The 23,676-nt window shown below is 60.3% G+C and carries 29 protein-coding genes, 1 tRNA gene and 2 riboswitches; of the genes, 13 read left to right on the plus strand and 17 right to left on the minus strand.

From position 1 onward, the window contains the following. Positions 1-63: 63 nt before the first annotated feature. Complete coding sequence (gene gcvT, locus J3A65_RS09140) at positions 64-1,200, minus strand: glycine cleavage system aminomethyltransferase GcvT (protein ID WP_209900814.1); 1,137 nt, start codon at positions 1,198-1,200, stop codon at positions 64-66. A gap of 84 nt (positions 1,201-1,284) precedes the next feature. Further along, positions 1,285-1,369: riboswitch (glycine riboswitch) on the minus strand. Next, positions 1,370-1,456: riboswitch (glycine riboswitch) on the minus strand. It abuts the riboswitch before it with no gap. A 173-nt stretch (positions 1,457-1,629) separates the two neighbouring features. Between gcvT and J3A65_RS09145 the strand changes: the two genes are divergently transcribed. Beyond that, complete coding sequence (locus J3A65_RS09145) at positions 1,630-2,175, plus strand: copper chaperone PCu(A)C (RefSeq protein ID WP_209900816.1); 546 nt, start codon at positions 1,630-1,632, stop codon at positions 2,173-2,175. An 87-nt stretch (positions 2,176-2,262) separates the two neighbouring features. Continuing rightward, positions 2,263-3,450, plus strand: coding sequence for a GNAT family N-acetyltransferase (locus tag J3A65_RS23330; protein ID WP_209900818.1), 1,188 nt, complete (start codon positions 2,263-2,265; stop codon positions 3,448-3,450). Between the two features lie 3 nt (positions 3,451-3,453). Here the strand turns inward: J3A65_RS23330 and J3A65_RS09155 are convergent, their stop codons facing one another. After that, positions 3,454-3,735, minus strand: a complete 282-nt coding sequence (locus tag J3A65_RS09155; RefSeq protein ID WP_062457067.1) for a hypothetical protein — start codon at positions 3,733-3,735, stop codon at positions 3,454-3,456. Between the two features lie 117 nt (positions 3,736-3,852). On the opposite strand from J3A65_RS09155, the gene crcB reads away from it, so the two are divergent. The 6 genes from crcB to J3A65_RS09185 all read left to right on the plus strand — a co-directional run bounded on the left by crcB (position 3,853) and on the right by J3A65_RS09185 (position 7,737). Continuing rightward, complete coding sequence (gene crcB / locus J3A65_RS09160) at positions 3,853-4,230, plus strand: fluoride efflux transporter CrcB (RefSeq protein ID WP_062457064.1); 378 nt, start codon at positions 3,853-3,855, stop codon at positions 4,228-4,230. Between the two features lie 38 nt (positions 4,231-4,268). After that, positions 4,269-5,261: an RluA family pseudouridine synthase gene (locus J3A65_RS09165; RefSeq protein WP_209900820.1), complete on the plus strand. Its 993-nt coding sequence runs from the start codon at positions 4,269-4,271 to the stop codon at positions 5,259-5,261. Further along, positions 5,258-5,911 (plus strand): HAD-IA family hydrolase, encoded by a 654-nt coding sequence (locus J3A65_RS09170; RefSeq protein WP_062457059.1) that lies wholly within the window; start codon positions 5,258-5,260, stop codon positions 5,909-5,911. The genes J3A65_RS09165 and J3A65_RS09170 overlap by 4 nt, the downstream gene beginning before the upstream one ends. 9 nt (positions 5,912-5,920) lie before the next feature. Then, complete coding sequence (locus J3A65_RS09175) at positions 5,921-6,712, plus strand: ATP12 family chaperone protein (RefSeq protein ID WP_062457056.1); 792 nt, start codon at positions 5,921-5,923, stop codon at positions 6,710-6,712. A 56-nt stretch (positions 6,713-6,768) separates the two neighbouring features. After that, on the plus strand, positions 6,769-7,260 hold the full coding sequence (locus J3A65_RS09180; RefSeq protein ID WP_062457054.1) for a hypothetical protein: 492 nt from the start codon (positions 6,769-6,771) through the stop codon (positions 7,258-7,260). Between the two features lie 93 nt (positions 7,261-7,353). Next, a complete protein-coding gene (locus tag J3A65_RS09185; protein ID WP_062457045.1) occupies positions 7,354-7,737 on the plus strand; it encodes a DoxX family protein in 384 nt (127 codons plus the stop codon). Positions 7,738-7,791: 54 nt separating this feature from the next. On the opposite strand, the gene fghA is transcribed toward J3A65_RS09185, so the two are convergent. The 9 genes from fghA to J3A65_RS09230 form a co-directional block, all read right to left on the minus strand. Next, complete coding sequence (fghA, locus tag J3A65_RS09190; protein ID WP_209900822.1) at positions 7,792-8,625, minus strand: S-formylglutathione hydrolase; 834 nt, start codon at positions 8,623-8,625, stop codon at positions 7,792-7,794. 26 nt (positions 8,626-8,651) lie between these two features. After that, complete coding sequence (locus J3A65_RS09195) at positions 8,652-9,323, minus strand: DUF1345 domain-containing protein (RefSeq protein WP_062580655.1); 672 nt, start codon at positions 9,321-9,323, stop codon at positions 8,652-8,654. Between the two features lie 31 nt (positions 9,324-9,354). Next, on the minus strand, positions 9,355-9,801 hold the full coding sequence (locus tag J3A65_RS09200; protein WP_062457036.1) for a YaiI/YqxD family protein: 447 nt from the start codon (positions 9,799-9,801) through the stop codon (positions 9,355-9,357). Next, positions 9,798-10,259 (minus strand): GNAT family N-acetyltransferase, encoded by a 462-nt coding sequence (locus J3A65_RS09205; RefSeq protein WP_245341503.1) that lies wholly within the window; start codon positions 10,257-10,259, stop codon positions 9,798-9,800. The genes J3A65_RS09200 and J3A65_RS09205 overlap by 4 nt, the downstream gene beginning before the upstream one ends. Beyond that, positions 10,256-11,383, minus strand: coding sequence for an S-(hydroxymethyl)glutathione dehydrogenase/class III alcohol dehydrogenase (locus J3A65_RS09210; RefSeq protein WP_062580660.1), 1,128 nt, complete (start codon positions 11,381-11,383; stop codon positions 10,256-10,258). The genes J3A65_RS09205 and J3A65_RS09210 overlap by 4 nt, the downstream gene beginning before the upstream one ends. Positions 11,384-11,488: 105 nt before the next feature. After that, entirely contained in the window at positions 11,489-12,118 is a 630-nt protein-coding gene (locus tag J3A65_RS09215; RefSeq protein WP_245341504.1) for a GNAT family N-acetyltransferase, read from the minus strand. Between the two features lie 41 nt (positions 12,119-12,159). Beyond that, entirely contained in the window at positions 12,160-13,080 is a 921-nt protein-coding gene (locus tag J3A65_RS09220; RefSeq protein WP_209900824.1) for a DMT family transporter, read from the minus strand. A 141-nt stretch (positions 13,081-13,221) separates the two neighbouring features. Next, positions 13,222-13,458, minus strand: a complete 237-nt coding sequence (locus tag J3A65_RS09225) for a hypothetical protein (RefSeq protein WP_062580664.1) — start codon at positions 13,456-13,458, stop codon at positions 13,222-13,224. A 146-nt stretch (positions 13,459-13,604) separates the two neighbouring features. Continuing rightward, positions 13,605-13,689 (minus strand) — tRNA-Leu (locus J3A65_RS09230). A gap of 176 nt (positions 13,690-13,865) precedes the next feature. Here J3A65_RS09230 and lipB point away from each other — a divergent pair. Further along, positions 13,866-14,603: a lipoyl(octanoyl) transferase LipB gene (gene lipB, locus J3A65_RS09235; RefSeq protein WP_192076886.1), complete on the plus strand. Its 738-nt coding sequence runs from the start codon at positions 13,866-13,868 to the stop codon at positions 14,601-14,603. Between the two features lie 56 nt (positions 14,604-14,659). Here lipB and J3A65_RS09240 read toward each other — a convergent pair whose 3' ends face one another. Both J3A65_RS09240 and J3A65_RS09245 read right to left on the minus strand, forming a co-directional pair. Continuing rightward, positions 14,660-15,157, minus strand: coding sequence for a BON domain-containing protein (locus J3A65_RS09240; protein ID WP_113167415.1), 498 nt, complete (start codon positions 15,155-15,157; stop codon positions 14,660-14,662). 74 nt (positions 15,158-15,231) lie between these two features. Next, positions 15,232-15,723 carry a peptide deformylase gene (locus J3A65_RS09245; RefSeq protein WP_192076887.1) on the minus strand — a complete coding sequence of 164 codons (492 nt, stop codon included), beginning with the start codon at positions 15,721-15,723 and terminating at the stop codon, positions 15,232-15,234. Between the two features lie 214 nt (positions 15,724-15,937). Between J3A65_RS09245 and mgtE the strand changes: the two genes are divergently transcribed. Next, positions 15,938-17,356, plus strand: coding sequence for a magnesium transporter (mgtE, locus tag J3A65_RS09250; RefSeq protein ID WP_092662312.1), 1,419 nt, complete (start codon positions 15,938-15,940; stop codon positions 17,354-17,356). 77 nt (positions 17,357-17,433) lie between these two features. Beyond that, complete coding sequence (locus J3A65_RS09255; protein WP_092662576.1) at positions 17,434-17,820, plus strand: MerR family DNA-binding transcriptional regulator; 387 nt, start codon at positions 17,434-17,436, stop codon at positions 17,818-17,820. A 4-nt stretch (positions 17,821-17,824) separates the two neighbouring features. Here the strand turns inward: J3A65_RS09255 and J3A65_RS09260 are convergent, their stop codons facing one another. Both J3A65_RS09260 and J3A65_RS09265 read right to left on the minus strand, forming a co-directional pair. After that, entirely contained in the window at positions 17,825-18,814 is a 990-nt protein-coding gene (locus J3A65_RS09260; RefSeq protein WP_209900826.1) for a DUF1624 domain-containing protein, read from the minus strand. Next, on the minus strand, positions 18,811-19,542 hold the full coding sequence (locus J3A65_RS09265) for a DUF599 family protein (protein ID WP_062457000.1): 732 nt from the start codon (positions 19,540-19,542) through the stop codon (positions 18,811-18,813). The genes J3A65_RS09260 and J3A65_RS09265 overlap by 4 nt, the downstream gene beginning before the upstream one ends. 218 nt (positions 19,543-19,760) lie before the next feature. Between J3A65_RS09265 and J3A65_RS09270 the strand changes: the two genes are divergently transcribed. Next, complete coding sequence (locus J3A65_RS09270; RefSeq protein WP_209900828.1) at positions 19,761-21,161, plus strand: L-serine ammonia-lyase; 1,401 nt, start codon at positions 19,761-19,763, stop codon at positions 21,159-21,161. A 75-nt stretch (positions 21,162-21,236) separates the two neighbouring features. After that, positions 21,237-21,674 (plus strand): DUF1489 family protein, encoded by a 438-nt coding sequence (locus tag J3A65_RS09275; protein ID WP_192086574.1) that lies wholly within the window; start codon positions 21,237-21,239, stop codon positions 21,672-21,674. Between the two features lie 19 nt (positions 21,675-21,693). Here J3A65_RS09275 and J3A65_RS09280 read toward each other — a convergent pair whose 3' ends face one another. Further along, the gene (locus J3A65_RS09280; protein ID WP_209900830.1) at positions 21,694-21,978 is read right to left on the minus strand and encodes a hypothetical protein; all 285 of its coding nucleotides are present in this window, start codon (positions 21,976-21,978) and stop codon (positions 21,694-21,696) included. A gap of 102 nt (positions 21,979-22,080) precedes the next feature. Further along, entirely contained in the window at positions 22,081-23,598 is a 1,518-nt protein-coding gene (locus J3A65_RS09285; protein WP_113167411.1) for a D-alanyl-D-alanine carboxypeptidase, read from the minus strand. Positions 23,599-23,676: the final 78 nt, after the last annotated feature.

Below are 23,676 nucleotides of genomic sequence, written 5' to 3' on the forward strand. Positions count from 1 at the left end.
AAAGCGTGAATCGGGATGACGTGGGGGGGAGGCCGGGGATGGGGCCAGGCCGCCCGCGCGTGTTTATCGCTTGTAGGTCGGCGTGATGAACGGCAGCGCGGCCACCGTCATCGGCAGGTATTTTCCGCGCACTTCGGCAAAGACCTGCGTACCTGCAACTGCATGGCTGACGGGAACGTAACCCATGGCAACCGGACCTTCGACCGTCGGGCCGAATGTACCAGAGGTGACTTCGCCGAGTTCCTTGAGCCCGTCCGCATCGGCAAACAGTTTGGCATGCGAACGCACCGGCGCCTTGCCTTCCGGCTTCAGGCCGACGCGGCGGCGGCTGGTACCGTCTGCCAGTTCGCCAAGGATGCGGTCAGCTCCCGGAAACCCGCCTTCGCGGTCACCGCCGGCCTTGCGGGCCTTCTGCAATGCCCATTCGAGCGATGCCTCGATCGGCGACGTCGTAGTGTCGATGTCGTTTCCATAAAGACACAGACCGGCTTCAAGCCGCAGGCTGTCACGGGCGCCGAGGCCGATGGCTTCGCAATCCGGGTGTTCGAGCAATGCCTTGGCAACGGCGACGGCATGGTCCTGCGGGATCGAGATCTCGAAACCGTCCTCGCCGGAATAACCGGAGCGCGAGATGATGCAGGGAACGTCGTGCAGCGGCACTTCGCGGACATCCATGAACTTCATCGAGGAGACGCCAGCCCAGAGCTCGGCCAGAACAGCTTCGGCACGTGGACCCTGGAGGGCGACCAGAGCGCGGTCGTCGAGGAGGGTGACGTCACAGTCAGTCAGGTTCGCCGTCATGTGCGCGAGGTCGGCATCCTTGCAGGCGGCATTGACGACCACGAGCAGATGATCGCCGCGATTGGTGACCATCAGGTCGTCGAGAATGCAGCCATTGTCGTCGGTAAAGAAGCCGTAGCGCTGACGGCCTTCCTTGAGCGACAGGATGTCGATCGGAACGAGCTTTTCCAGCGCAAGTGCTGCATCTGCATAGTCGCCGGACTTCGCTCTGACGATGACCTGACCCATGTGGGAGACATCGAACAGGCCTGCGGCGGCGCGCGTATGGAGGTGCTCCTTCATCACGCCGAGCGGATATTGCACCGGCATGTCGTAGCCCGCGAACGGCACCATCTTCGCGCCAAGCGAGAGATGCAGCGCGTTGAGCGGTGTGGTCTTGAGAACTGAGTGATCGTCCAAAAAGGCGCCTCCAGGTTTTGGCGCTCGCTGCGTAAAATCAGCTCACACGCCGGCTCTGATCAGGGCGCGGTTACGCGCCTGTTTCGAGCCCCCTCTGTCCTTTTCGCCTGAGATTGTTATCCCTTCGGCGAGCCCCCGATGACGGGTGCTACTCTCCAGAGTTCCGGTTGGTCGCCCGTGGTCCTTTTGCCTGAGAGTTTCCGGGGCGGTTGCTCCTTCGGCACCGCATCGAAGCGGCTTCTCCCAACGGGTATGAGGTTCATTATCGAGGAGGCGACAGGTTTGACAAGGGGAGAATGTCGTCGTGACCAAGATTTTTGTCGCACACCATAAAGTTAGGCATCGCGACTGAGTGCCGAGCTTCAAGCTTTCCGCACGTTCAGGAATCTGCTCTACCCGTCGTCTTGAAAGACGATGGGAGGCGTTGTCATGAAATTTCTTGCGACTCTGGCGCTGTTTGCAGCGACACTTGGTGCGGCGGCAGATCAATCCTATGCCCAGGCGGGAGATGCCGGTTCCGGGAATGGTGGCATGCACATGCACGGATCGTCCGATCCGGCGGCCACATCGGGCGCCACAGTCAAAGTCGGTACGCTCGAGATTTCCGGCGGCTATGTTCGCGCCATGCTTCCCGGCCAGCCGGTCGGCGGTGGCTATCTCGTGATCCGCAACACGGGCAGCGAAGACGATAGACTCGTCTCTGCCTCATCGCCTCTGTCGCCTGCCGTGGAGATCCACGAAATGTCGATGCAGGGCCAGATCATGAAGATGCGCCGGCTCGAAGGCGGTATTGCGGTCCCAGCCGGCCAGACCGTCGAGTTGAAGCCCAGTGGACTGCATCTGATGTTCACCAAAGTCGCGACTCCTTTCAAGCAGGGCGACAGCGTGCCCCTGAAGCTGACCTTCGAGAAGTCCGGCAGTTTCGATCTCACGCTCCCGGTCCAGGGTTTCCGTCCTGGCAACCAGCATAACTGATCACGCGGGATGTGATCTCAGGCGTAATATCTCGTTTAGCTCCGCCATCTATTCTACCGATGGGTTGGCTTTGTGGGGACGAAGATCGTGGATATTTCCAGTGCACCGGAACCGGACGCCGGCATTTACCGACGCCTCAGCACGCTTGCAGAAATCGACACGGTTGCCGACGCCTGGCGGGCCCTTGAAAGCCGGTGCGAAGACCGGCTGACCTATTTTCAGAGTTTCGATTGGTGCCGCGGCTGGGTCGCGGCGTTTGCCGGCGATGGCTCCGCGTTCGAATTCCGGATCGAGACCGTGTGGCGCAACGGCAGTCTCGTCGCAGTCTGGCCTCTGATGGTTCAGACCGTCAGCGGCATAAGGGTATTGGAAAACCTCGGCGCACCCCACTCGCAATACTGCAATCTCCTGTGCGACGACGCCCATCTTGCCGGATTGCTGATGGGCAAGTTGCTGACCCGTATCGAGATGATGCCCGATTGCGATGTCGCGGTCTTTCACCCCGTTCCGCATCAATCCTCGCTGGGTCTCCTGCTTCGCTCACAGCCGACGATCCGAGGCTACGGCGGAAGCAGCGCCGTGCTCGATCTCACGCAGTTTGCCGATTCGGACGCATACCGCTCGCACGGCGGCAAATTGAAGAAGCGCAATCGCAACCGTCGGCGCAACCACCTGGCGCGGCTCGGAGAACTCACCTTCGAGATGATCTGGCCCTCCGATCAAAGGTTTGCCGAATACGTTCGCGACTGTGCGGCGATGAAGCGGGTCTGGCTCCGCGAGACCGGGAGAAGCAGCAGCGGTTTTTCCTTCGATGGCCTGGACGATTTCCTGGCGAGCCTGACGGGTGATGCCGCGTTGCTAGAGGGTGCGTGCCTTTCGATCCTGCGGGCCGGCGATGTCACGGTGGCGATGGAGCTCGGCTTCGTGCGGGCAGGGCACTACTACGCCTATCTTGGCAGCTTCGACTGGAGCCTGCGGCATCTCTCCGCCGGCAAGGTGCAGATGGAAATGACAGTCTGCTGGCTGATCGACAACGGGATCAAGACCTACGATCTTCTCGGCGGCGATGGCGCCTACAAACAATCCTGGGCAAACCAGAAACTGGTGCTGAACGGCTATAGCCTGCCATTCTCGTGGAAAGGGCGCCTCTACGCGCAGGCTTGGCTGCCGGTCATCCGTCCATTCGCCAAGCGGGTATATTTCACGATACCGGAAAGCTGGCGCCGCTTCGTCAGCGGCATTCAGGGCGTCGGACTTCTCGTTCTCGGCATCTGAGGGTCACTCTTCCGTGTCACGATAGGCGGCTTCGGCCATCTGCAGCGATGCCTGCTGCTGCGGAGGCTGCTGGCCGGCATCGAGGAAATCGAGAGACAGGCTGGTCGCAAGCGTCATCGCCCCGGTGACCGTCGGATCGGTCGCACTCTGATCACGCGCAGAAGCGCGTTCGGCGACACGTTTGGCCTCACCAATTCTCGCTTTGACGGACAATTGTGGCGGCGTTCTTAACGTCTCTATGGCGAGCGCTGCCATGCTTGCCGAAATTGTCGTCACCTGAACCATAGCAACCGCCTTCAACCCATTCGGCACATATGTAATATGCGCCGAGTTTGCCGCGATTTAACCGAAATCCCGGCATTTTAACGGTAGGCACGATTTAGGACTTTTCTGGATATCTCGATGATCAATATCATACTTGTCGCACTGGGCGGCGCATTCGGTTCCGTCGCCCGCTACCTCGTGGGCGTCTGGACGCTGCGCCGGTTCGGGCCGAACTTTCCCTGGGGAACGCTGACCGTCAACATCGTCGGCTGTTTCGCAATCGGTTTGCTAAGCGAGGTGATTGCCCGGCGCCTCAACGCCTCGCCTGAGATGCGTCTCCTGCTGGTGACTGGATTTCTCGGCGGCTTCACGACGTTTTCGGCCTTTTCGCTGGATGTCATCTCGCTGTTCGAGCGTGGCGCGACCGTGGCGGGGGCAAGTTATGTGATCGCAAGCGTTGGTGTGTCGCTGTGTGCGGTCTTTGCTGGGCTGGCGCTCGGGCGGGCAATGCTCTAAAGGGCAGGACTGATCACAGATAAGATGAAAGAGCTTTGATGGCAGGCATCGAGCATATCCGCGTCGAGGCGGACGAGTCAGGCATGCGCCTCGACCGATGGTTCAAGATCCATTTCCCGGGTCTTGGCTTCGGCCCTCTACAGAAACTACTGCGCTCCGGACAGGTGCGCATCGACGGTGGGCGCGTGAAAAGCGACACCCGCGTCGAGCCCGGCCAGATGGTCCGTATTCCCCCGATGGATACCGACGCGAAGAAGAGCGGGCCGATTGCCGGCAAGGATCTCAAGCACGCCGGCGACTATGAGCTTTTGCAGCGGATGATGCTGCACGAAGACGATAAGGTCTTCGTCCTCAACAAGCCGGCGGGTCTGGCTGTGCAGGGCGGATCCGGCGTTACGCGCCATATCGATCAGATGATGGATGCCTTCACCAACAAGAGAGGCGAAAAACCGCGTCTCGTCCACCGGATCGACCGCGACACGTCAGGTGTCCTCGTGGTTGCCCGCACACGCGGTGCGGCGCAGAAGTTGACCGCGGCATTCCGCGAACGCGATACCAAAAAGACCTACTGGGCGCTGGTCAAGGGCGTGCCGCGCAAGCGCGAAGACAAGATTTCCAACTGGCTCGTCAAGGAACAGACGCCCGACGGCGACCGCATGCGGATCGCCAGGCATGGTGAGGAGGGCGCCGATCACGCGGTCTCTTATTACCGCGTTTTGGAAACCGCAGCGCAGACAATGGCGTGGCTGGAGATGGAGCCCTATACCGGCCGTACGCACCAGCTGCGTGTCCATGCGCTGCATCTCGGTCACCAGATCATCGGCGATCCGAAATATTTCGACGACGATCACAACTGGCCGTTCCCGGGCGGCATCCAGAAAAAGCTGCATCTGCACGCGCGCCACATCGACATCCCGCATCCGGATGGCGGTCGTCTGCGGGTCACGGCTCCGCTGCCGCCGCACATGGTGCAGTCCTGGAACCTTCTGGGCTTCGACATGGAGAACGGTCGGCGGGAGGACCAGGAATGAAGCTTGTCCTGTTCGACTGCGACGGCACGCTGGTCGACAGCGCCGAACTGATCCACGAGACAATGCTGCGCACCTTCCGCCACTTCGGCAAGGCGGAACCCACATTGGCGCAGACCAAGTCGATCATCGGACTGACGCTCGACATCGCGATCGCCCGCATCGACGGCAAGCCGCATGCCGATGAAGAAGCCGTCGAGATGATGGCCTACTACAAGTCGCTCTTTTCCGTGGTGCGCCAGGATCTCGATTTCCGCGAGCCTTTGTTCGATGGCATAAAGGACCTGATCGAGACGATCGGACCGCGAGACGACCTGTTGATCGGCGCTGTCACCGGCAAATCCCGTCGCGGCCTCGACATGATCATGAACACGCACGGCTATGCAGACCATTTCGTCGTCAGCCGCACGGCAGATGATTGCCCGTCCAAACCACATCCGGCGATGGTCACCGAATGCTGCGACGCGACGGGCGTGTCGCCCGAAGACACTCTTGTCATTGGCGATGCGATCTACGACATGCAGATGGCAAAGGCGGCCGGTGCAACGGCAATCGGTGTTTCCTGGGGATACGCCTCGGTTGGCGAGCTTCAGAAGGCCGGAGCCGACCACATCGTCCATCATCCAAGCGAATTGCTGCCGTTGATCGGCTGAGGGTTTTCCATGCGCGACATACTATCCGACCCGAACGCCGGTTTGAGCCACGAAGACCCGACCCGGCGGGCACAGATCCAGATGCACAAGCCTCTGCCGAAGCGCTTCTACAAGGAAGTCTCGGTTGAGGCGGGCGAGGGTGACTTTGCTATCCTTCTCGACGGGCGGCCGGTGAAGACACCCGCCAAGAACGCCTTGAGAATGCCGACCACACGGGTTGCCGAACTCGTCCGTGACGAATGGGCATCGCAGGTGGATGTGATCGATCCGCGCACGATGCCGGTGACACGGCTCGTCAACACCGCGATCGACGGCATTGCCGCCGACCCGCAGGCCGTGTTCGAGGACATCCTTCGCTTCTCGTCGAGCGACATGCTGTGCTACCGCGCAGAAACACCTGCAAACCTTACGCTTCGTCAGGCCGAGCAGTGGGATCCGGTCCTGGACTGGGCCGCCAACGCGATCGGCGCTCGCTTCGAGGTGATCGAGGGTATCATGCCCAAGGAGCAGCCTAAGGAAGCGATCGCCGCCCTTTCCGGGGTGTTGCGCAAATATGCGTCCCCGATCGAGCTTGCGTCTCTCCACACGGTGACATCGCTGACGGGCTCCGCAATCCTGGCGATTGCTTTCGCCGAAGGCGAACTCTCCGTCGATGACACATGGCGGCTTGCGCATCTGGAGGAAGACTGGGCAATCGAGCATTGGGGATCCGATGCCGAGGCCGAACATCGCCGCGCAAAGCGGTTCGAAGAGATGCAGGCGGCTGCTGCGGTTTTTGACGCAACCACAGGGCGGATTTAATCCTTCTCTAACCCTGTTGGGGGAAGATCGGTACAGTCTGCGTATCGAGTTTCCCCATGCGTTCCGGTGTCCTGCGCCTAGCCCTTATCTTGACCCTGACGCCATCGCTGATGGCGTTTCGCATGCCGTTGGAAGATGGTGTGCGCGACAAGCTTCTCTACGACGTCAGGGGAGCTTTCGTGACGGCACGGCCCGACGTGCCACAGGGCCTCGTCATTGCCACCGACATGCTGATCGATGAGGCTGTCCGCTCGACGATGCGGCCGAGCATGCTGCCGAGAACCATCATCTCCGTCCGGATCGACCGGGCAGCGCCCGTTCCCGTCGTCTTCGGCCGGCGGCTGGAGGCGAGGGTCACGGTTCAGGCCGTCTCCGTCTCGACAGGTGAACCGGTCGCGACGGGCTCCTTCGAAACGTCGGTCTTCCTTTTCGGCAACAAGGATGCCGATGCAGCTCTTGCCAGAAAGATCGCCGACCGGGTGGCAAGCGAGTTCCGCCTGCGCAGCGGACATTCCGCAACCATCACATCTGCGCTGTTCGAGCCCTGATTCTTGACAAAATGCATTTGATTTCCGCAGGCAAACCGAGCTTAACTCGTTTGCTGCCGCGCAGCCGCGGCAATGCTACGAGAGGGATTTGACATGCAGTTTTTCAATAGTCTGGGACAATACCGTCCGCAGGCGCTGGCCGTGCTGAGAATCATTGCAGCCCTGCTCTTCATCGAGCACGGCACTATGAAGTTGTTCGGTTTTCCGGCACCGATGGGCGACGGTGCTTTGCCGCCGCTTCTGCTGATCGCAGCGCTGCTTGAAGTGGTCGGCGGCGCCTTGCTGGTTGTCGGCTTCATGACCCGCCCGGTCGCGTTTCTCCTGTCCGGCCAGATGGCCGTCGCCTATTTCATGGCGCATGCCAGCAAGGGCTTCTGGCCGGCGCTGAACGGCGGCGAAGGCGCCATCCTGTTCTGCTTCATTTTCCTGTATCTCGTCTTCTCCGGCCCCGGTGCCTGGGCAGTCGACAAGAATTGAGATTTTACGCCCGCGAGCGATTGCGCGCGGGCGTCCTGATCCTCGGACGGGCGATTAGGCCAGACGCTCGGCGTGCCAGCGCAGATGGTCGTCCATGAATTTCGAGATGAAGAAGTAGGAATGGTCGTAGCGCTCATGCATCCTGAGCGTCAGAGCAATGTCCTTGCCCTCGATTGCCTGTTCGAACAGCCATGGCCGCAGGCCGCTATCGAGGAAGTTGTCGGCCTTGCCTTGATCGATCAGAAATTCCGGAAAATGCGCCCCGTCCTTCACCAGCGCACAGGCATCGTATTGCCGCCACGTTGACCGATCGGCACCGAGATACTTTTCGAGTGCCGGCGCAGACCAGTCGGCGGATGTCGGCTCGACGATGGGCGCAAAGGCCGAGCAGCTCTTGAACCGGTCGGGGTTTTTGAGAGCAATCGTCATGGCGCCATGGCCACCCATGGAGTGGCCGAAAATCCCCTGCCGGCTCATGTCGACGCGGAATTGCTCGCCGATGAGGGCGGGCAGTTCCTGCGTGATGTAGGTGTACATCTGGTAGTTCTCGGCCCAGGGCTGCTGAGTCGCATCGAGATAAAATCCGGCACCCTTGCCCATCTGCCAGTTGGTCGCCTCATCCGCGACGTCGTCTCCGCGCGGGCTTGTGTCGGGGCAGACGATGACGAGACCGAGCTCTGCAGCCAGCCGGCGATACTCGCCCTTGTCCATCACGTTCTGATGGGTGCAGGTGAGACCCGACAGATACCAGAGAACCGGGCACGGCTCAGACACCGCCTGCGGCGGCACGAACACGGCAAAGGTCATATCGCATTTGCAGGCATCCGACGGATGCGAATAGACGCCCTGCATGCCGCCAAATGCGGTGTTCTGTGAGATGATCTTCATCGGTCATGTTCCTCGATGTTGGGACTTCAGCCGGCCAGCGAAACGACGGCATTGACCGCAGCGGCTACCAGCACCGTGTTGAAAAAGAAAGACACGACCGAGTGGAGGAGATTGATCCTGCGCATGTCGGTCGCCGTGATCGCGACATCGGACGTCTGGGCGGTCATGCCGATGATATAGCCGAAATAGAGAAACTCCCAGCCGCCCGGGCGATCGGTTCCCGGAAAGTCGAGACCGCCAACCGGGCCCTCGACCTTGTCGTCGCCGGGGCGCCAGTAGAGGTGGGCATAGTGTAGGGCAAACATCATGTGCAGCGAAAACCAGCCGAGAATGACGGCGGCGAAGCCGACCATCACATCCAACGCACCTGACGTCTGCTTGTCGTTCATCGCTTCAAACAGCGTCACCAACGAAATCGCCGCCGCAGCAAGCGTGACGGCCAAGATAAGCGGTGCCGGTTCATCGGTGTTCTGGCCGCTTTTCTCGAAGCGGTCGGCGTCCAGATGCGGGATTCGGAATGCCATCAATCCAAGATAGACGACGAAAAAGACGATCGCCGTCAGCGCTGCGGCAAGCTCCGGCAGCTGCCAGATCAGCACAGGCAACGCGACGACTGCGACGATCGCCGATGCGAAAAAGGGCCCATGCCGGCGGCGGCGCCAGTGCCACAGCGATGCCTTGCCCTGTTGTGTCGACATCCGCCCTCCCGTACCGCCTTGATAGCGCGGTCTAGCCGTTTGATTTGGCGCGCCGGCAGAGCCTGTCCAGCGTCTCCAGGAATTTGGATCGGTCGCGTGGCGAGAAGGCTGCGTTATAGCCCTTGCTTTCGCCCGTCTCGCGCAGATGCTGGCCAAGATCGCGCATGGCGCTCGCCATGCCGATATTGGTCTCGTCGAACACGCGCCCGGTCGGTCCCGTGACAAAGGCACCGGCGGCCACACAACGCACGGCAAGCGGCACGTCGGCCGTAATGACGATGTCGGCAGGGCCGGCGCGCTCGGCAATCCAGTCGTCGGCGGCGTCGAAACCGGCCGAGACGATGACGTTCTTCACCATCGGATCGCGGGACGGACGCAAGCCGGAATTGGCAACAAACGTCACCTCAAACGCGTGACGCTCAGCGACTTTAAGGATTTCCGCCTTCACGGGGCAGGCATCAGCATCGACATAGATCAAGGCTTTGCCCTCAGCATGTCCACATGCGGAATACCGTCCTCCAGATATTCCTCTGATATCGGCGAGAAGCCGAACGAGGCGTAGAATTTCTGAAGATGCGCCTGCGCGGAAATCTCGATCGTTTCTCCGGGATAGGCCTGTTCGCAGACGGTGATCGCTTCGCGCATCAGCGCTTCGCCGAGCCGCTTGCCCCGATGATCCGGCGAGACGGCAACGCGCCCGATACGCGGATTGTCTGAGGGCTCTGGCCGCCAGATGCGGGCGCAGGCGAGCAGATCGCTGCCATCGAGAAGACGCAGATGCAGACAGGCCGCATCGTTGCCGTCGAGTTCCGGATAGGGGCAATTCTGCTCGACAACGAACACGTCCACGCGCATTTTCAGCATGGCATAAAGGTCGAGTGCGGAGAACTCTTCCAGTCTCCGCACATCGGTCGTGTAGGACGGCCCGGTGGTCAATAGACCACCACGCCACGGATGCTTTCGCCCGAATGCATCAGCTCGAAACCCTTGTTGATGTCTTCGAGCGGCATTGTGTGGGTGATCATCGGATCGATCTGGATCTTGCCTTCCATGTACCAGTCGACGATCTTCGGCACGTCGGTGCGTCCACGGGCGCCGCCGAAGGCCGTGCCCATCCAGTTGCGGCCGGTGACCAGCTGGAACGGACGGGTCGAGATCTCCTGACCGGCTCCGGCAACGCCGATGATGACCGACTTGCCCCAGCCGCGATGCGACGATTCGAGCGCCTGGCGCATGACCTTGGTATTGCCGGTGCAATCGAACGTGTAGTCGGCGCCGCCGATCAGATCGCCGTTGCGCTTGGTCATGTTGACGAGATAGGGCACGATGTCTTCGCCGACCTCTTTCGGGTTGACGAAATGTGTCATGCCGAACTTCTCGCCCCATTCCTTGCGGTCGGGATTGATGTCGACGCCGATGATCATGTCGGCACCGGCAAGCCTCAGGCCCTGAAGGACGTTAAGGCCGATGCCGCCTAGACCGAAGACGATCGCGGTCGAACCGATTTCAACCTTGGCCGTATTGATGACGGCGCCGATGCCCGTCGTGACGCCGCAGCCGATGTAGCAGATCTTGTCGAAGGGCGCGTCGGGATTGACCTTGGCAACCGCGATCTCCGGCAGAACCGTGAAGTTCGAGAATGTCGAACAACCCATGTAATGGTGGATCTTGTCCTTGCCGATCGAGAACCGGCTGGTGCCGTCGGGCATAACGCCCTGGCCCTGCGTGGTGCGGATCGAGGTGCAGAGGTTGGTCTTGCGCGACGTGCAGGAATAGCATTCGCGGCATTCCGGCGTGTAGAGCGGAATGACGTGATCGCCCTTCTTGACCGAGGTGACACCCGGTCCGACATCGACGACGATGCCGGCGCCCTCATGGCCGAGAATGGCAGGGAAGAGGCCTTCCGGATCCGCACCCGACAGGGTGAAATCGTCGGTGTGGCAGATGCCGGTCGCCTTTATCTCGATCAGCACTTCGCCGGCGCGGGGGCCTTCCAGCTGTACGGTCATCACTTCGAGCGGTTTGCCAGCCTGAACGGCAACGGCGGCGCGGACATCCATGGTGTCACTCCATTTTATCTATAAGATTCTGCCGGGACTTTTGCACGGCAAGTGGTCCGGGCTCAAGCCGGAAGACGGTATGAATAGTCGCAATCGGGTGATCGGTCAGGGCTCGATGATCGGCGCCTGCGGAGATGCGCTGCGCGGCACCAACCCCGTCAGCCGCACATCATCGACGACTTCGACCATCATCTTGAAGGGTTTGAAGCCGGAGCGCTGGTAAAATGGCAGAGCCTGAGACGAATCAAGGTGGCAGGTGTGAACCCACAAGCGCGAGATCGGGCGCGACCACGCCTTTTCGATAGCAGCATTCATCAGGAACCGGCCGGCCCCCTTGCCGATCGTACCGGCAGCAAGACCGAAATAGCCGATCTCACATTCGCCTTCCTTGCGAAAATCGAGTTCCAGCAGCCCCACCGCGCGATCGCCGTCCATCAGGGCGTGAACTTCGACCAATGGGTCTTGAAGGATAGCGGCAAGCTCGCTGTCATCCATGATGAGGCGCGAGGTCCACATCCAGTGTTCGCCGACCGACCTGTAGAGCGCGCGATAATCCTCGATCGACGGCGACGGCCAGTGTTCGACGGTGAGCGAGCCCGCCTCCGGCATCGAACCCGGCTCCGGTCGTTCCAGCATCTGCAGGCAGGTTACCACGGTTGCGATCATTCCCGGCGGAACATTGGAATATCCGCTCAGAAGCATGGGATTGTCAGGGGACATCGGGTCTTGGCTCATGGGGTCTTTTCACGATGCTTAAGGGGTGTTGTCAACGAAGGTCACGCAGGCACCAGCTGTTTCGACTGGGCGTGTTCGCGCCAGATGATGAACAGCCCCGAGGCCACGATGATGAGGATGCCAAACCATTTCGATGCCGTCGGAAAGTCACCAAACAGCGCATAGCCAAGGACGGTCGCCGAAATGATCTCGAAATACTGGAAGGGTGCGAGCAGAGACAGGGGGGCCATCCTGAACGCCTTCACCACGAGGAGGTGCATGTATCCCGAGATCGAACCCAGGACGACCAGCAGCAGCAACCCGAGCGCGGAGGCGGGCAGGGACGGCTCGAAGTCCGCCACGCCGAAACCGCTTCCCGCTGTCATCGCAAGGCCCATGAAGACGGTGCCGCCGAGGCCTGCAATGGTTTGCATCACCAGCGGCGAATCACTCTCACCAATGGCGCGGTTGAGAAACAGATAGAGCGTGAAGAGAAAGGCGCAGGCGACCGGCAGAAGCGCCGTCCAGCCGAATATCGAATAGCTCGGCTGGATCACGATCATCGCACCGCCGAATCCGACGACGATAGCAAGCCAGCGCCGCCAGCCGACCCTCTCTCCGAGAAAAATGGCCGACATCATCGTCAGCATGAAGGGTTCAACGAAGTAGATCGCGAACACATCGGCAAGCGGCATATATTTGACGGCGGCAAAAAACATCAGGCTTGCCGACGCATGCAACGTGCCGCGCAACAGGTTCATCCACGGGCGGTTCGCATGGATGAGCGACCGGGCGGTAAGCAGTGCCAGCGGCAGCAGGCTCAGGAACTGGAACAGGAACCGATAGAAGGTGACCTGTCCGGGCGACATGTGCTCGAAATTCGCCATGTATTTGGCGATGGCATCCATGACAGGCAGAATGGCCATACACGAGGCCATGATCGCCATGCCCTTGAGCGGGTTTTCGGAAGTCTTTGGGGGCATTGGCCTGCGCTTTCAATTGAACCTGAGTTCAAACACAGGCTGACCTTGTCGGCAAGCCGCAGGTGCGGGCACATCAGCAACGCTTGGTGCTGCAAGCACCGGAAAACATATCCGATGCTCAGATACAGAGGTCGCGGTATGTTAGGCCGCGAGTTCCGTGGTCTCGCCGTGTTCGATGAGAAGGCGCGGGGAGGTCATGTCGCCGGTCTCTTCGTCCACCATTACCGAATAGGCAGCGACTCCGATGACGCGCACCGACATGGCCGTCGCGATCTTCTCGGCGGAGGCCGCGTTCGAGGCTTGGCGCATTTCGCCGGGGACGACGTGGCCGCGGTTCTTCTTGAATTGGAGAACGATGAATTTTTCTGCGGTTGCCATGTTACGCTCCTGTGTTGTTCTGTTTATGTTCCAGAAGCAGCAAGAAGTCAATTCGTTTCTGAAGATGTGAATTTGGTGATCATGATCAGGCTCGAAACGTCATTTGACGCCAGAAACGAAAAAACCCGGCCGAAGCCGGGTTCTTTTGGTGCGGTCGAGAAGACTCGAACTTCCACGGGTTGCCCCACAGCGACCTCAACGCTGCGCGTCTACCAATTCCGCCACGACCGCATCCGTGGTAGAGCCGAATTGCTCCGGCGAGCGAGCATGTAGCAAAAGGATTTGGGGTGCACAAGTGCGTCGTGACAGATTTTTGAAGGATTTAAACGGGTTGGGGATAACCTTATATAAAGTCCCGGAAAACAAGGCTCTTGCCGCCCTTGTTCGCTTTTGACAGAAGACTGGCCATGCTGACACGCACCGATCTCAATCTCTCCATGCTGCCGCAAGCCGACTGTCCGCCCGTAAGGTGGCGGGTTTCGGACGAACTCGTGCCTTACGACGTGGCGATCGCCACGATGGAGGCGGAGGTTGCAGCCATTGCCGACGGCCATGCCGACGAACTCGTCTGGCTGCTGGAGCATCCGCCGCTTTATACAGCGGGTACCAGCGCCCAGTCGGCCGACCTCATCGAGCCGGATCGGTTTCCCGTCTTTGCGACGGGTCGCGGCGGAGAATACACCTATCATGGCCCGGGCCAGCGCGTTGCCTACGTCATGCTGGACCTGAAGCGCCGGCGTCAGGACGTTCGAGCCTATGTGGCGGGCCTCGAGGAGCTGGTCATTCAGACGCTCGACATGATGAACGTTCGCGGCGAGCGGCGCGAGGATCGTGTTGGCGTATGGGTGAAGCGGCCGGACAAGCCCACCATGTTTGATGGGTCTGTCACCGAGGACAAAATCGCCGCACTGGGTATTCGCCTGCGCCGCTGGGTGAGCTTTCACGGTCTGTCGCTCAACGTCGAGCCCGACCTGTCGCATTTCTCCGGCATCGTGCCTTGCGGTATAACTGGATATGGTGTGACCAGCCTGATGGATCTCGGCCTGCCGGTCATGATGACGGATGTCGATATCCGGCTTCGTGAGGCGTTCGAGCAGATCTTCGGCCCGACTGTGAACGAACGAGAACAGGTCACCTCACGGTGACCTGTGCAATCGTCTGATCGTTGGAGGCGACGGTCATAACGACCGGCTTGCGAGTCTTAGTCCTCGTCGGGCATACGTCCATCGACGCCGCCAGCGCGCAAGTTGTTGACGACGGATTTCACGCCGGCAATGCTCTTTACCTTGGCAGCGATGATGCGCACGGCAGATGCCTCGTCGACCAGGCCTTCGAGCGTGACCTCTCCGTCATCGACATGCACGTCGATGGCATCCATCATGGCGATATCGAGCGATTCGATTGCGTCCGTGATGCGCTCCTCAAGATCGTCTGATTCTTCGACCCCGATCGTTGCGGGCGTATCGCTGTCGACAAGCCGTTCCTGCTGCCCGTCGGCCTCGATGCCTTCGACCTGGTAGCCTTCGTTACGATCGCTTTCGAAGTTCGCAGCAGGCTCGCCATAGGCGGCGTTGCCGACCGGACGCGCACCGGCACCGGCTGCATCGTCATAAGGCCAGCCTTCGTCGATGTTGCGGTCGTCGTAATCGCGGAAATCTTCTTCGCGGGAAATATCGTCGGGCTTGCGGGGGGCGGGCATTGTGGTTCCTTCCGTAAGGTTCGTCAGTCGGTAGAGGGTTGCCTCGATAACCGTCAGGAACAGCCTTGGTTCCTCTACCGACCTTTTTCCCACTTGCGGACCAACCGGTCGCGTTTCAACCTCGATAGACGCTTCAGCCAGAAGACGCCGTCCAGCTGGTCGATCTCATGTTGCATGCAGACGGAGTAAAAGCCCGTGGCGTCCTCTTCTGCGTGCGTCCCGTCCAGGCGCTGATAGCGGAACCGGATCATGGCGGGACGCTCGACCTCTTCGGTCGCACCTGGCATGGATACGCTTCCCTCGGTGTAGCGCATGGGCTGTTCACCGAACGAAAGGATTACCGGGTTGGCATAAAAGCGCGGACCGTCTTTCGCCGACAGTTCGAGCACGACAAGCCGGATGTGAACCCCGACATGCGCGGCGGTGATTCCGACGCCCGGTGCAGCCCGCATGGTGGCGAGCAGATCCTGCGCGAACGTCTCGAGTGCTGCGTCGAACACGGTAATCGGCTGACACGGCTTTGACAGGCCGGGATCCGGATATCGCAATATCGTCAGGGGTGCCATTCGTTATCCTTCCTCGTCTCTCAAGCGTTCCCATTGGCATGGCGAGAACCGTTTCGCCACAGATGTTTGACCATTGCGCACTGGACCATCCCGACCATTTGCTCTAGCTGGAATGAAGCGGCAAACGCGTTCGATCTAAGACGGTTATCTGGTTGTTGAAAATCAGTTTCTGCCGTTATCTTCAACCTGCGAGATGCGGATAGCGAGGGCGGCAATGAGCGATATCGGCGAAGAGACCCGCGGTCGCAGCAAGGCCAACGAACCGGCCCACGACATCTATACCGAAGAAGGTGCGGTTCGGCCCGATTTCCTCGCGAGGGTCGGGGCAGCAATCGCCGATCGCGATGTTCTCTATCTGCGCCAGCATGTAGCGCGCCTGCACGAATCCGAACTAGGCGACCTTCTCGAATCGATCATGCCCGACCAGCGCCGGGCGATGGTTCGGCTGCTGGGCACCGACTTCGACCTGACGGCTCTGACCGAGGTGGACGAGGCGATCCGTATGGAGATCGTCGAGCATATGTCCAACGCGCAGATCGCTGCGGGTATTGGCGGTCTCGATTCCGACGACGCGGTCTACATTCTCGAAGATCTCGACAAGGAGGACCGCGAAGAGATTCTTGCGCAGCTTCCGTTTACGGAGCGCGTTCGTCTCAGACGCGCGCTCGACTATCCGGAAAGCTCGGCCGGACGCCGCATGCAGACCGAATTCGTGGCCGTGCCGCCGTTCTGGACGGTCGGCCAGACGATCGATTACATGCGCGAAGATGAAGGCCTGCCGGAAAGCTTTACGCAGGTCTTCGTCATCGACCCGACCTTCAAGCTGCTCGGCGTCATCTATCTCGACCGCATCCTGCGCACCAACAGGCAGGTGAAGATCGAGACGATCATGCGGGAGACCAACTATCCGATCCCCGCCGACATGGACCAGGAAGAGGCAGCACAGCTCTTCGAGCAATACGACCTTCTCTCGGCCGCTGTCGTCGATGAAAACGGCAGGCTGGTCGGCGTCCTGACGATCGACGACATCGTCGACGTGATGCAGGAAGAGGCCGAAGAAGACATCATGCGCCTCGGCGGCGTCGGCGATGAAGAACTGTCCGACACCGTGGTCGATATTTCGCGGTCTCGCGTGCCCTGGCTGCTCGTCAACCTCTTGACCGCATTTGTAGCGGCCTCCGTGATCTCGCTGTTCGAAGCCACGATCGAAGAAGTGGTCGCGCTGGCGATCCTGATGCCGATCGTCGCCGGCATGGGCGGCAATGCGGGGTCGCAGACGATGACGGTCACGGTGCGCGCCATCGCGACCCGCGATCTCGATATCCACAATGCCTGGCGCGTCGCGCGGCGTGAAATCTGCGTCGGCCTGATCAATGGGTGTCTGATCGGCACACTCGTCGGGCTGGTGGCGGGCTTCTGGTTTCAGGATCCGAACATCGGCGGACTAATTGCGACGGCGATGCTCATCAACATGGTCGCGGCCGCCAGCGCCGGTCTGATGGTGCCGATTCTCCTCAACCGGGCAGGGGCGGATCCCGCCGTTTCCTCCGCGGTATTTGTGACTGCGATCACCGACACGACCGGGTTCTTCTCTTTTCTGGGCCTCGCCACTTGGTGGTTTGCGATCGGGTAACGAAAGCAGCAAACATCCGAAAAATTGACTGTTACGTAAAAGTCAATTATTTGAGGCAGAAATGTCAGGATGTGGCCGTGAACAAATATTACAGCATCACCGAGTTGACCCGCGAGTTCGGCGTCTCCACGCGCACCTTGCGCTTCTATGAAGATGAGGGCCTGATCCATCCGGAGCGCCGCGGACGTACGCGTCTTTTCAGGGCTGCAGACCGCCGTCTGATCATGGAAATTCTCCGTGGACGTCGCATCGGCTTTTCCATCGCGGAGATCCGCGAGATCGTCCAGATCTACAAGGAGCCTCCGGGCGAAATGGGCCAGCTCAAGCTTCTGATGAAGAAGGTTGACGAGAAGCGCGATGACCTGCGCCAGAAGCGCAAGGACATCGAGGAAACGCTGCTCGAGCTCGATAACGTCGAGGAGGCCTGCCTGACCCGTCTCGCCGAAATCGGCGTCGGCACCTGAACTCTCAGGGAGGCGGCGAAGCGATGGCGCATTCCTGTGCGATCATCTGGATCCGGTCGTCCTGTGGCGTGATCACGCCTGACTGCATGGGCGTCATGAGGTTCTGGCCAATCAGCCGATCGGCCGTGCAGGTGCAGAACGCGCGGCAGATGTTGGCGTCGGCATTCTCTATGCAGCCCCTCTCGCAGCTCAAGATGTAACCTTTGCGGACATCCGGCGGCGGAGCGGGGTGGACCAGCGAAAAGAGATAGACGAGACCGATCAGGATCGGCTGATGCACGAGATAGATCAGCAGGCTGTGCTGACCGGCCTTTGAGAGTAGGTTCTGTCTTGTCTGGACCTTCGCAATGCGCGGCAGCACGTTTCGTGTCATCAGGAACTTGGTTGCGGCGACGCCTGCAAGAAGAGCGGCAACCCAGGGAAACAACGGCACGTAATCGTTCGAACGGGGCGGAGCTTCGGCGAAGCCCATCCAGGCGAGCCAGCGCGTGTCGAACAGAGCCGAATCGAGAGTTCCCGGCATAGCGACGTAATCGACCAGCATCAGAACCGCGATCATCGCGGCGACCGCAGCCGTGAGCGCCGGAGGAAGCCGCAGGAACGCCAGGCCGATAAGGCTCGACAGGGCGATGTTATGCAGAATGCCGAAATAGATCCATTCGCCCGGGAAGGCGACGAATGTCGCGACGCTGATGGCAAGGGCTGCGCCGACAACGATGCCGAGCCGTTTCGCAAAGGACTGCCAGCGGATCTGCGGCGTATGTGCAAGGACCAGACTGACGCCGGCGAGAAACAGAAACGAACTGGCGATCAGTCGCGCATAGATCTTGAAGAAACCCTGCGTCGCTGTTCCCGGATCGAGATAGCCGAAGAATTCGAGATCCCAGGTGAAATGATAGGTCGCCATGGCGATCAGTGCCACGCCGCGCAGCGTATCGATCAAGACAATGCGCGGCACGCGGGGGGCATTGGGTTGGATCTCTGATGATGTCACGTTCGCATGTCCCGCTCTTGTTTGTCTTTGGTGTCGCTCACCGGGTCCATCAGCGCGAGACGGGCGTCGGAGAAATACTGGCGGCGTGTCAGAACGAAGACCACGATCGCGGTCATCGCCATGAACATATAGGGCCCGGCGAACCAGCCCAGGTAGCCGATGGAAAGAAACAGCGCCCGAAGGCCGGCATTGAAGTGGCCGGCGGCGATCGTGTTCATCTGGATGACTTGGTCTGCGGCGATCTCAGCTTTGGCACGATCAGCATTCGTGTCGTGCATCATCGGCAGGGCGCCGAACAGGATGGTGCAGTAGTTGAACAGACGGTAGGCCCAGCCGAATTTGAAGAAGGAATAGCCGAACAGCACCGTCAGACCGGCAACCTTGAGCTCGAAGGCTGTCCGCCCGCCGTAATAGACAAAGGGCAGATTGCTGAACACGTCCTCCACCTTGTCGGTCGAGCCAAGCAGCGCAAAGCAGCCACCAATCGCGAAGATCGAGGTCGAGGCGAAAAAGGCCGTCCCGTTCTGCAGACCGGCCAGGATTTGCGTGTCGATCATCTTGAGATCGCGCCGAAGCGAGTTGTAGATCCAGTTCCGACGCCGCTCCGCCATGGCCCGGTTAAGGCTCAAGCGGGGGAAAAAGCGACTGCCAGACCCCGCTGTGAGCCAGGAATAAAGGGCCCACAGGGCGAGAAACAGTGCCAGCGCGATATAGTCCGCAGTCGTCATGGGTCTCGCCACAAATCGTGTATGCCTCGTTTCGTCTTGCTTTGTTTCGGCTGTCCGGGCAAGAGGCGTGTGCTTGGTATAGGTTTTTGCAACACCTATCTGTAGAGCGTGTCTCTGTGATGCATGTCGCTCGTGTCCAAGCGGATGTCGGGTGATCGCCTGAGCCGAACTCAGGTTTGGCGTAGCCTCTGCCCAAACGAACGGTCCCGTGAACAATCATGTTTCTTTCAGTTTTCGACGTTTTCAAAATCGGTATCGGTCCTTCCAGCTCGCACACGATGGGGCCGATGTCGGCAGCCAATCGTTTCCTGGAGCTCCTCCTTTCCAATGACTGGCCACGCCCGACGGGTGCTGCCGTCGCGGCGCTGAAGGTCAGCCTCCACGGGTCGCTTGCCTTTACCGGCATTGGGCACGGAACGGGCAGGGCAGTTATCCTCGGTCTTGTCGGCGAAGAGCCGCACAGCGTGGATCCCGATCGGATGGACGCGATCATTGCAGACGTCGAACGCACCGGTCGCGTCACCCCGCCGGGCCACCCCAGCTACGAGTTCAGGCCGGCAACGGACCTGATCTTCGACAAGAAGCAGCCGCTGCCCGGCCATGCCAACGGCATGAGCTTCTCGGCGCTGGATCGGGACGGACGGCTGCTCTTGAAGCGCATCTACTATTCGATCGGCGGCGGCTTTGTCGTGACCGACACCGAACTGGAGGCAATGCGGGCGTCCAAGAAGACGGCAAGCGATGTGCGCGTGCCCTATCCATTCTCGTCCGCCAAACAGATGCTCGAAATGTCGCACGGTTCAGGCCTGACGATCGCTCAGATGAAACGCGCCAACGAGCTGACAAAGATGACCGAGGTCGAACTCGACGAAGGTGTTGACAGGATCTGGGACGCGATGAAGAATTGCATCGATCGCGGTCTGAAGGTTGACGGCATCATGCCGGGTGGCCTCAAGGTGAAGCGCCGTGCGCGGGCGATCCACGACCGCCTGAACGAGGAATGGCGCAGCAATCGGCTCAACCCGCTTCTCGCCAATGACTGGCTGTCGGTCTATGCGATGGCGGTCAACGAAGAGAATGCCGGTGGCGGCCGTGTCGTGACCGCGCCGACCAACGGTGCTGCCGGGGTCATTCCAGCCACGGTTCGCTATTATCTGCATTTTCACGACGACGCGACGCAGGAAGACATCCGTACCTTTCTTCTGACCGCGGCAGCGATCGGCGGCATCATCAAACACAATGCCTCGATTTCCGGTGCCGAAGTCGGTTGCCAGGGTGAAGTCGGGTCGGCTGCGGCCATGGCCGCTGCAGGTCTCGCCGCCGTTATGGGCGGTTCGCCGGAGCAGATCGAAAATGCTGCGGAGATTGCCCTCGAGCATCACCTCGGCATGACCTGCGATCCCATTGCAGGCCTCGTCCAGGTGCCGTGTATAGAGCGCAATGCGCTTGGCGCCGTAAAGGCCGTGACGGCGGCATCTCTGGCGCTGAAGGGTGACGGAAGCCATTTCGTGCCGCTCGACGCCTGTATTGAAACCATGCGCCAGACTGGCATGGACATGAGCGAGAAGTACAAGGAGACCTCGACCGGAGGGCTTGCCGTGAACGTGGTCGAGTGCTGAGAGCTTCCTGTGGGACGTTGTCCGTTTTGAAAGAACCGACTTGACCCGGCGCAGTCCTTGCGGCTTTGAACGGACATGGCTCTACATCTGATCAAGCTCTGCGTCGGCGCCGACTCCATCCAGGACCTGAGGGACTGGGTGGCCGAGCGGTCTCTGACCGCCATGTCCGCCGGCCTTGAACCCCACAGCATCCACACGACGCGAATGATGCCGAAGCGCGTGGAAGAGCTCGTCGATGGCGGGTCGCTCTACTGGGTGATCAAGGGGCAGGTCTCTGCTCGCCAGAAGCTTCTGGAGGTTCGCACAGTTAAGGGTGAGGATGGTATCAGCCGTTGCCAGCTGGTGCTCGGTCCCGAAGTCATCGAAACCGCGCCGATGCCGAAGCGGCCATTTCAGGGCTGGCGCTATCTCCTCGATAACGAGATCCCGAAGGACCTCGGCGGACTGGGAGATGATGTCACCCAGCTGCCGGAAGAGTTGCGGCGACACCTCGCCGAACTCGGTCTTCTCTAGCTATTCAGCCCAGTCTCAGTCAGCGAAGTCTCAAACGGACCGACGCGCGTCCGGCACGCAGCCCGACATGCAGATGGATCTGAGCCGGTTGCTGCGACTGGCGCCACGCACGGGCTCCATGGCTGAGCAGCAGGGTGACGAGATCCTTGGTCTTTTCCCGGGAACGCGAAGAGAGGTTCATGCCCGCCATTCCCATTCCCGCAAGCCGCATGGCCGCTTCGTGGAGCGGATTGAGCGCAATGCCGCGGGCCTTGGACTTCGTCGGGTTGGCGACGAAGCCGATACTGTTTTCATTCATTCCCATAGGAAACCCCGTTTACGCATTACTATCGAGATTTCACTGCGCCGGCGGATACAAAACACGGTGGCTGGCGCAGCTTTTTTCAGTGGTCGTCTGATGGGCCGATTACTGTATCGACGCCCAGCAGTTCACGCCTTTCTTCTTCAGGATATTGCAGGCATCGATCGCGGACTTCTGGTCGCCGAAGCCCCCAAAACGAGCGCGATAGACCTGGCCGCCATTGGTGCTGAAGGCGACTGTGAAGGGTTTGGCGGAACGCAATACCTTGCCGCCTTTATCCTGCGCATCCTGCAGGAGTTCGTTTGCCATCGAAGGATTGGGCGAGACGCCAATCTGGATGACCCAACCGGACACATCACCCTTGAGAGACACTTTGGGCGTATCGCGGGTGGATGCCGTGGTGACCGAATCGATTGCCGCCATTTCGGTCCGCTCGCCGGCGCCACTGCGCTTCGGAACATATTCCGGGGCAGGGGTCGGGACAGCGCCAGAACCGAGCATTGCGGAATTCATCGCTGCCGAAGCCGTCCGCTTCTGCGAAGGTTCGCCGAGATAGGCAGTCGCAGCAGGTGCTGCCGTCTCGTCATAGCGAGCGCCGGGCATGGGGCCACTGTTAGGAAGGTCGAGAGCCGAAACCTGACGGGCATCGGATACTGCAGCAGCGACACGCGGCTGGCTTGCAACGGGAAGCGATGGTGTCGGAACCGGAGCGGACGGAGCCTGCGAGATCAGGTTGCTCTGACCGCCGCGGGAGGCTTTCGGAAGATATTCCGCTACAAGCTTGCGCATCGTTGCATCACGAGCAGCGCTGGAGCGGCCACCGAGCACGACTGCAACGATCGAGCGACCGTCGAGCTGTGCCGACGTTGCCAGATTGCTGCCGGCTGCGCGGGTATAACCGGTCTTGATACCGTCGACGCCGCGGACAGTTCCGACCAGGCGATTGTGGTTGCCGATCGTCTGCTTGCCGAAATTGAAAGTGCGGATGGAGAAGTAACCGTAATACTGCGGAAAATGCTGGCGAAGAGCGATGCCGAGACGCGCCTGATCACGTGCCGTCGTCATCTGCGCCGTGTTGGGCAGGCCGTGTGCGTTCCGATACGTCGTACGCGTCATGCCGAGGGCACGTGCCTTGTTCGTCATCATCTGCGCAAAGCGGTCTTCGGATCCACCGACGAACTCGCCGAGAGCTGTCGCCATATCATTGGCCGACCGCGTAACGAGTGCACGGATGGCCTGATCGACATTGATGGCGCCGCCGGGGCGCACACCCAGTTTCGAAGGCGGCTCGGACGCAGCATGCGCAGAAACCGGAACCCTGGTGTCAAGCGTGATACGACCAGCCTCGAGCGCTTCGAAGGTCAGGTAAAGCGTCATCATCTTCGTGAGCGAAGCTGGATAGCGAAGACCATCCGGATCCTCGCCGTAAAGAACCTTTCCAGACTTGGCGTCGACGACGATCCCTGCATATTTCGGATCGGCATGCGCCGGACTGGCGAGGCTCGAAAAGGCCAAGATCACCGTAAAAAGACAACCGAGAAATTTTCCCGGCACTGCCACGCGTCCCTTGGGGAGGATTGTGGAAAACATGCTCTTCGACACTGCCGCACTCATCGCTTGCATGGTGGTTGTATTACGTCCGGGCTCAGCGCCCCCGATGGGCCCGTTGTCAGGCAATCTAGGGGAACAGCGTTACCAAGA

This window comes from Rhizobium sp. PvP014 (assembly GCF_017876855.1).
Taxonomy (GTDB): domain Bacteria; phylum Pseudomonadota; class Alphaproteobacteria; order Rhizobiales; family Rhizobiaceae; genus Neorhizobium; species Neorhizobium soli.

What these genes read in the sequence shown, in the direction of transcription:
- J3A65_RS09145 (WP_209900816.1), top strand. Translation starts at nt 1,630, where the DNA reads ATGAAATTTCTTGCGACTCTGGCGCTGTTTGCAGCGACACTTGGTGCG.
- J3A65_RS09155 (WP_062457067.1), bottom strand. Translation starts at nt 3,735, where the DNA reads ATGGTTCAGGTGACGACAATTTCGGCAAGCATGGCAGCGCTCGCCATA.
- crcB (WP_062457064.1), top strand. Translation starts at nt 3,853, where the DNA reads ATGATCAATATCATACTTGTCGCACTGGGCGGCGCATTCGGTTCCGTC.
- J3A65_RS09165 (WP_209900820.1), top strand. Translation starts at nt 4,269, where the DNA reads ATGGCAGGCATCGAGCATATCCGCGTCGAGGCGGACGAGTCAGGCATG.
- J3A65_RS09170 (WP_062457059.1), top strand. Translation starts at nt 5,258, where the DNA reads ATGAAGCTTGTCCTGTTCGACTGCGACGGCACGCTGGTCGACAGCGCC.
- J3A65_RS09175 (WP_062457056.1), top strand. Translation starts at nt 5,921, where the DNA reads ATGCGCGACATACTATCCGACCCGAACGCCGGTTTGAGCCACGAAGAC.
- J3A65_RS09180 (WP_062457054.1), top strand. Translation starts at nt 6,769, where the DNA reads ATGCGTTCCGGTGTCCTGCGCCTAGCCCTTATCTTGACCCTGACGCCA.
- J3A65_RS09185 (WP_062457045.1), top strand. Translation starts at nt 7,354, where the DNA reads ATGCAGTTTTTCAATAGTCTGGGACAATACCGTCCGCAGGCGCTGGCC.
- fghA (WP_209900822.1), bottom strand. Translation starts at nt 8,625, where the DNA reads ATGAAGATCATCTCACAGAACACCGCATTTGGCGGCATGCAGGGCGTC.
- J3A65_RS09195 (WP_062580655.1), bottom strand. Translation starts at nt 9,323, where the DNA reads ATGTCGACACAACAGGGCAAGGCATCGCTGTGGCACTGGCGCCGCCGC.
- J3A65_RS09210 (WP_062580660.1), bottom strand. Translation starts at nt 11,383, where the DNA reads ATGGATGTCCGCGCCGCCGTTGCCGTTCAGGCTGGCAAACCGCTCGAA.
- J3A65_RS09215 (WP_245341504.1), bottom strand. Translation starts at nt 12,118, where the DNA reads ATGAGCCAAGACCCGATGTCCCCTGACAATCCCATGCTTCTGAGCGGA.
- J3A65_RS09220 (WP_209900824.1), bottom strand. Translation starts at nt 13,080, where the DNA reads ATGCCCCCAAAGACTTCCGAAAACCCGCTCAAGGGCATGGCGATCATG.
- J3A65_RS09225 (WP_062580664.1), bottom strand. Translation starts at nt 13,458, where the DNA reads ATGGCAACCGCAGAAAAATTCATCGTTCTCCAATTCAAGAAGAACCGC.
- lipB (WP_192076886.1), top strand. Translation starts at nt 13,866, where the DNA reads ATGCTGACACGCACCGATCTCAATCTCTCCATGCTGCCGCAAGCCGAC.
- J3A65_RS09240 (WP_113167415.1), bottom strand. Translation starts at nt 15,157, where the DNA reads ATGCCCGCCCCCCGCAAGCCCGACGATATTTCCCGCGAAGAAGATTTC.
- J3A65_RS09245 (WP_192076887.1), bottom strand. Translation starts at nt 15,723, where the DNA reads ATGGCACCCCTGACGATATTGCGATATCCGGATCCCGGCCTGTCAAAG.
- mgtE (WP_092662312.1), top strand. Translation starts at nt 15,938, where the DNA reads ATGAGCGATATCGGCGAAGAGACCCGCGGTCGCAGCAAGGCCAACGAA.
- J3A65_RS09265 (WP_062457000.1), bottom strand. Translation starts at nt 19,542, where the DNA reads ATGACGACTGCGGACTATATCGCGCTGGCACTGTTTCTCGCCCTGTGG.
- J3A65_RS09270 (WP_209900828.1), top strand. Translation starts at nt 19,761, where the DNA reads ATGTTTCTTTCAGTTTTCGACGTTTTCAAAATCGGTATCGGTCCTTCC.
- J3A65_RS09275 (WP_192086574.1), top strand. Translation starts at nt 21,237, where the DNA reads ATGGCTCTACATCTGATCAAGCTCTGCGTCGGCGCCGACTCCATCCAG.
- J3A65_RS09280 (WP_209900830.1), bottom strand. Translation starts at nt 21,978, where the DNA reads ATGGGAATGAATGAAAACAGTATCGGCTTCGTCGCCAACCCGACGAAG.
- J3A65_RS09285 (WP_113167411.1), bottom strand. Translation starts at nt 23,598, where the DNA reads ATGCAAGCGATGAGTGCGGCAGTGTCGAAGAGCATGTTTTCCACAATC.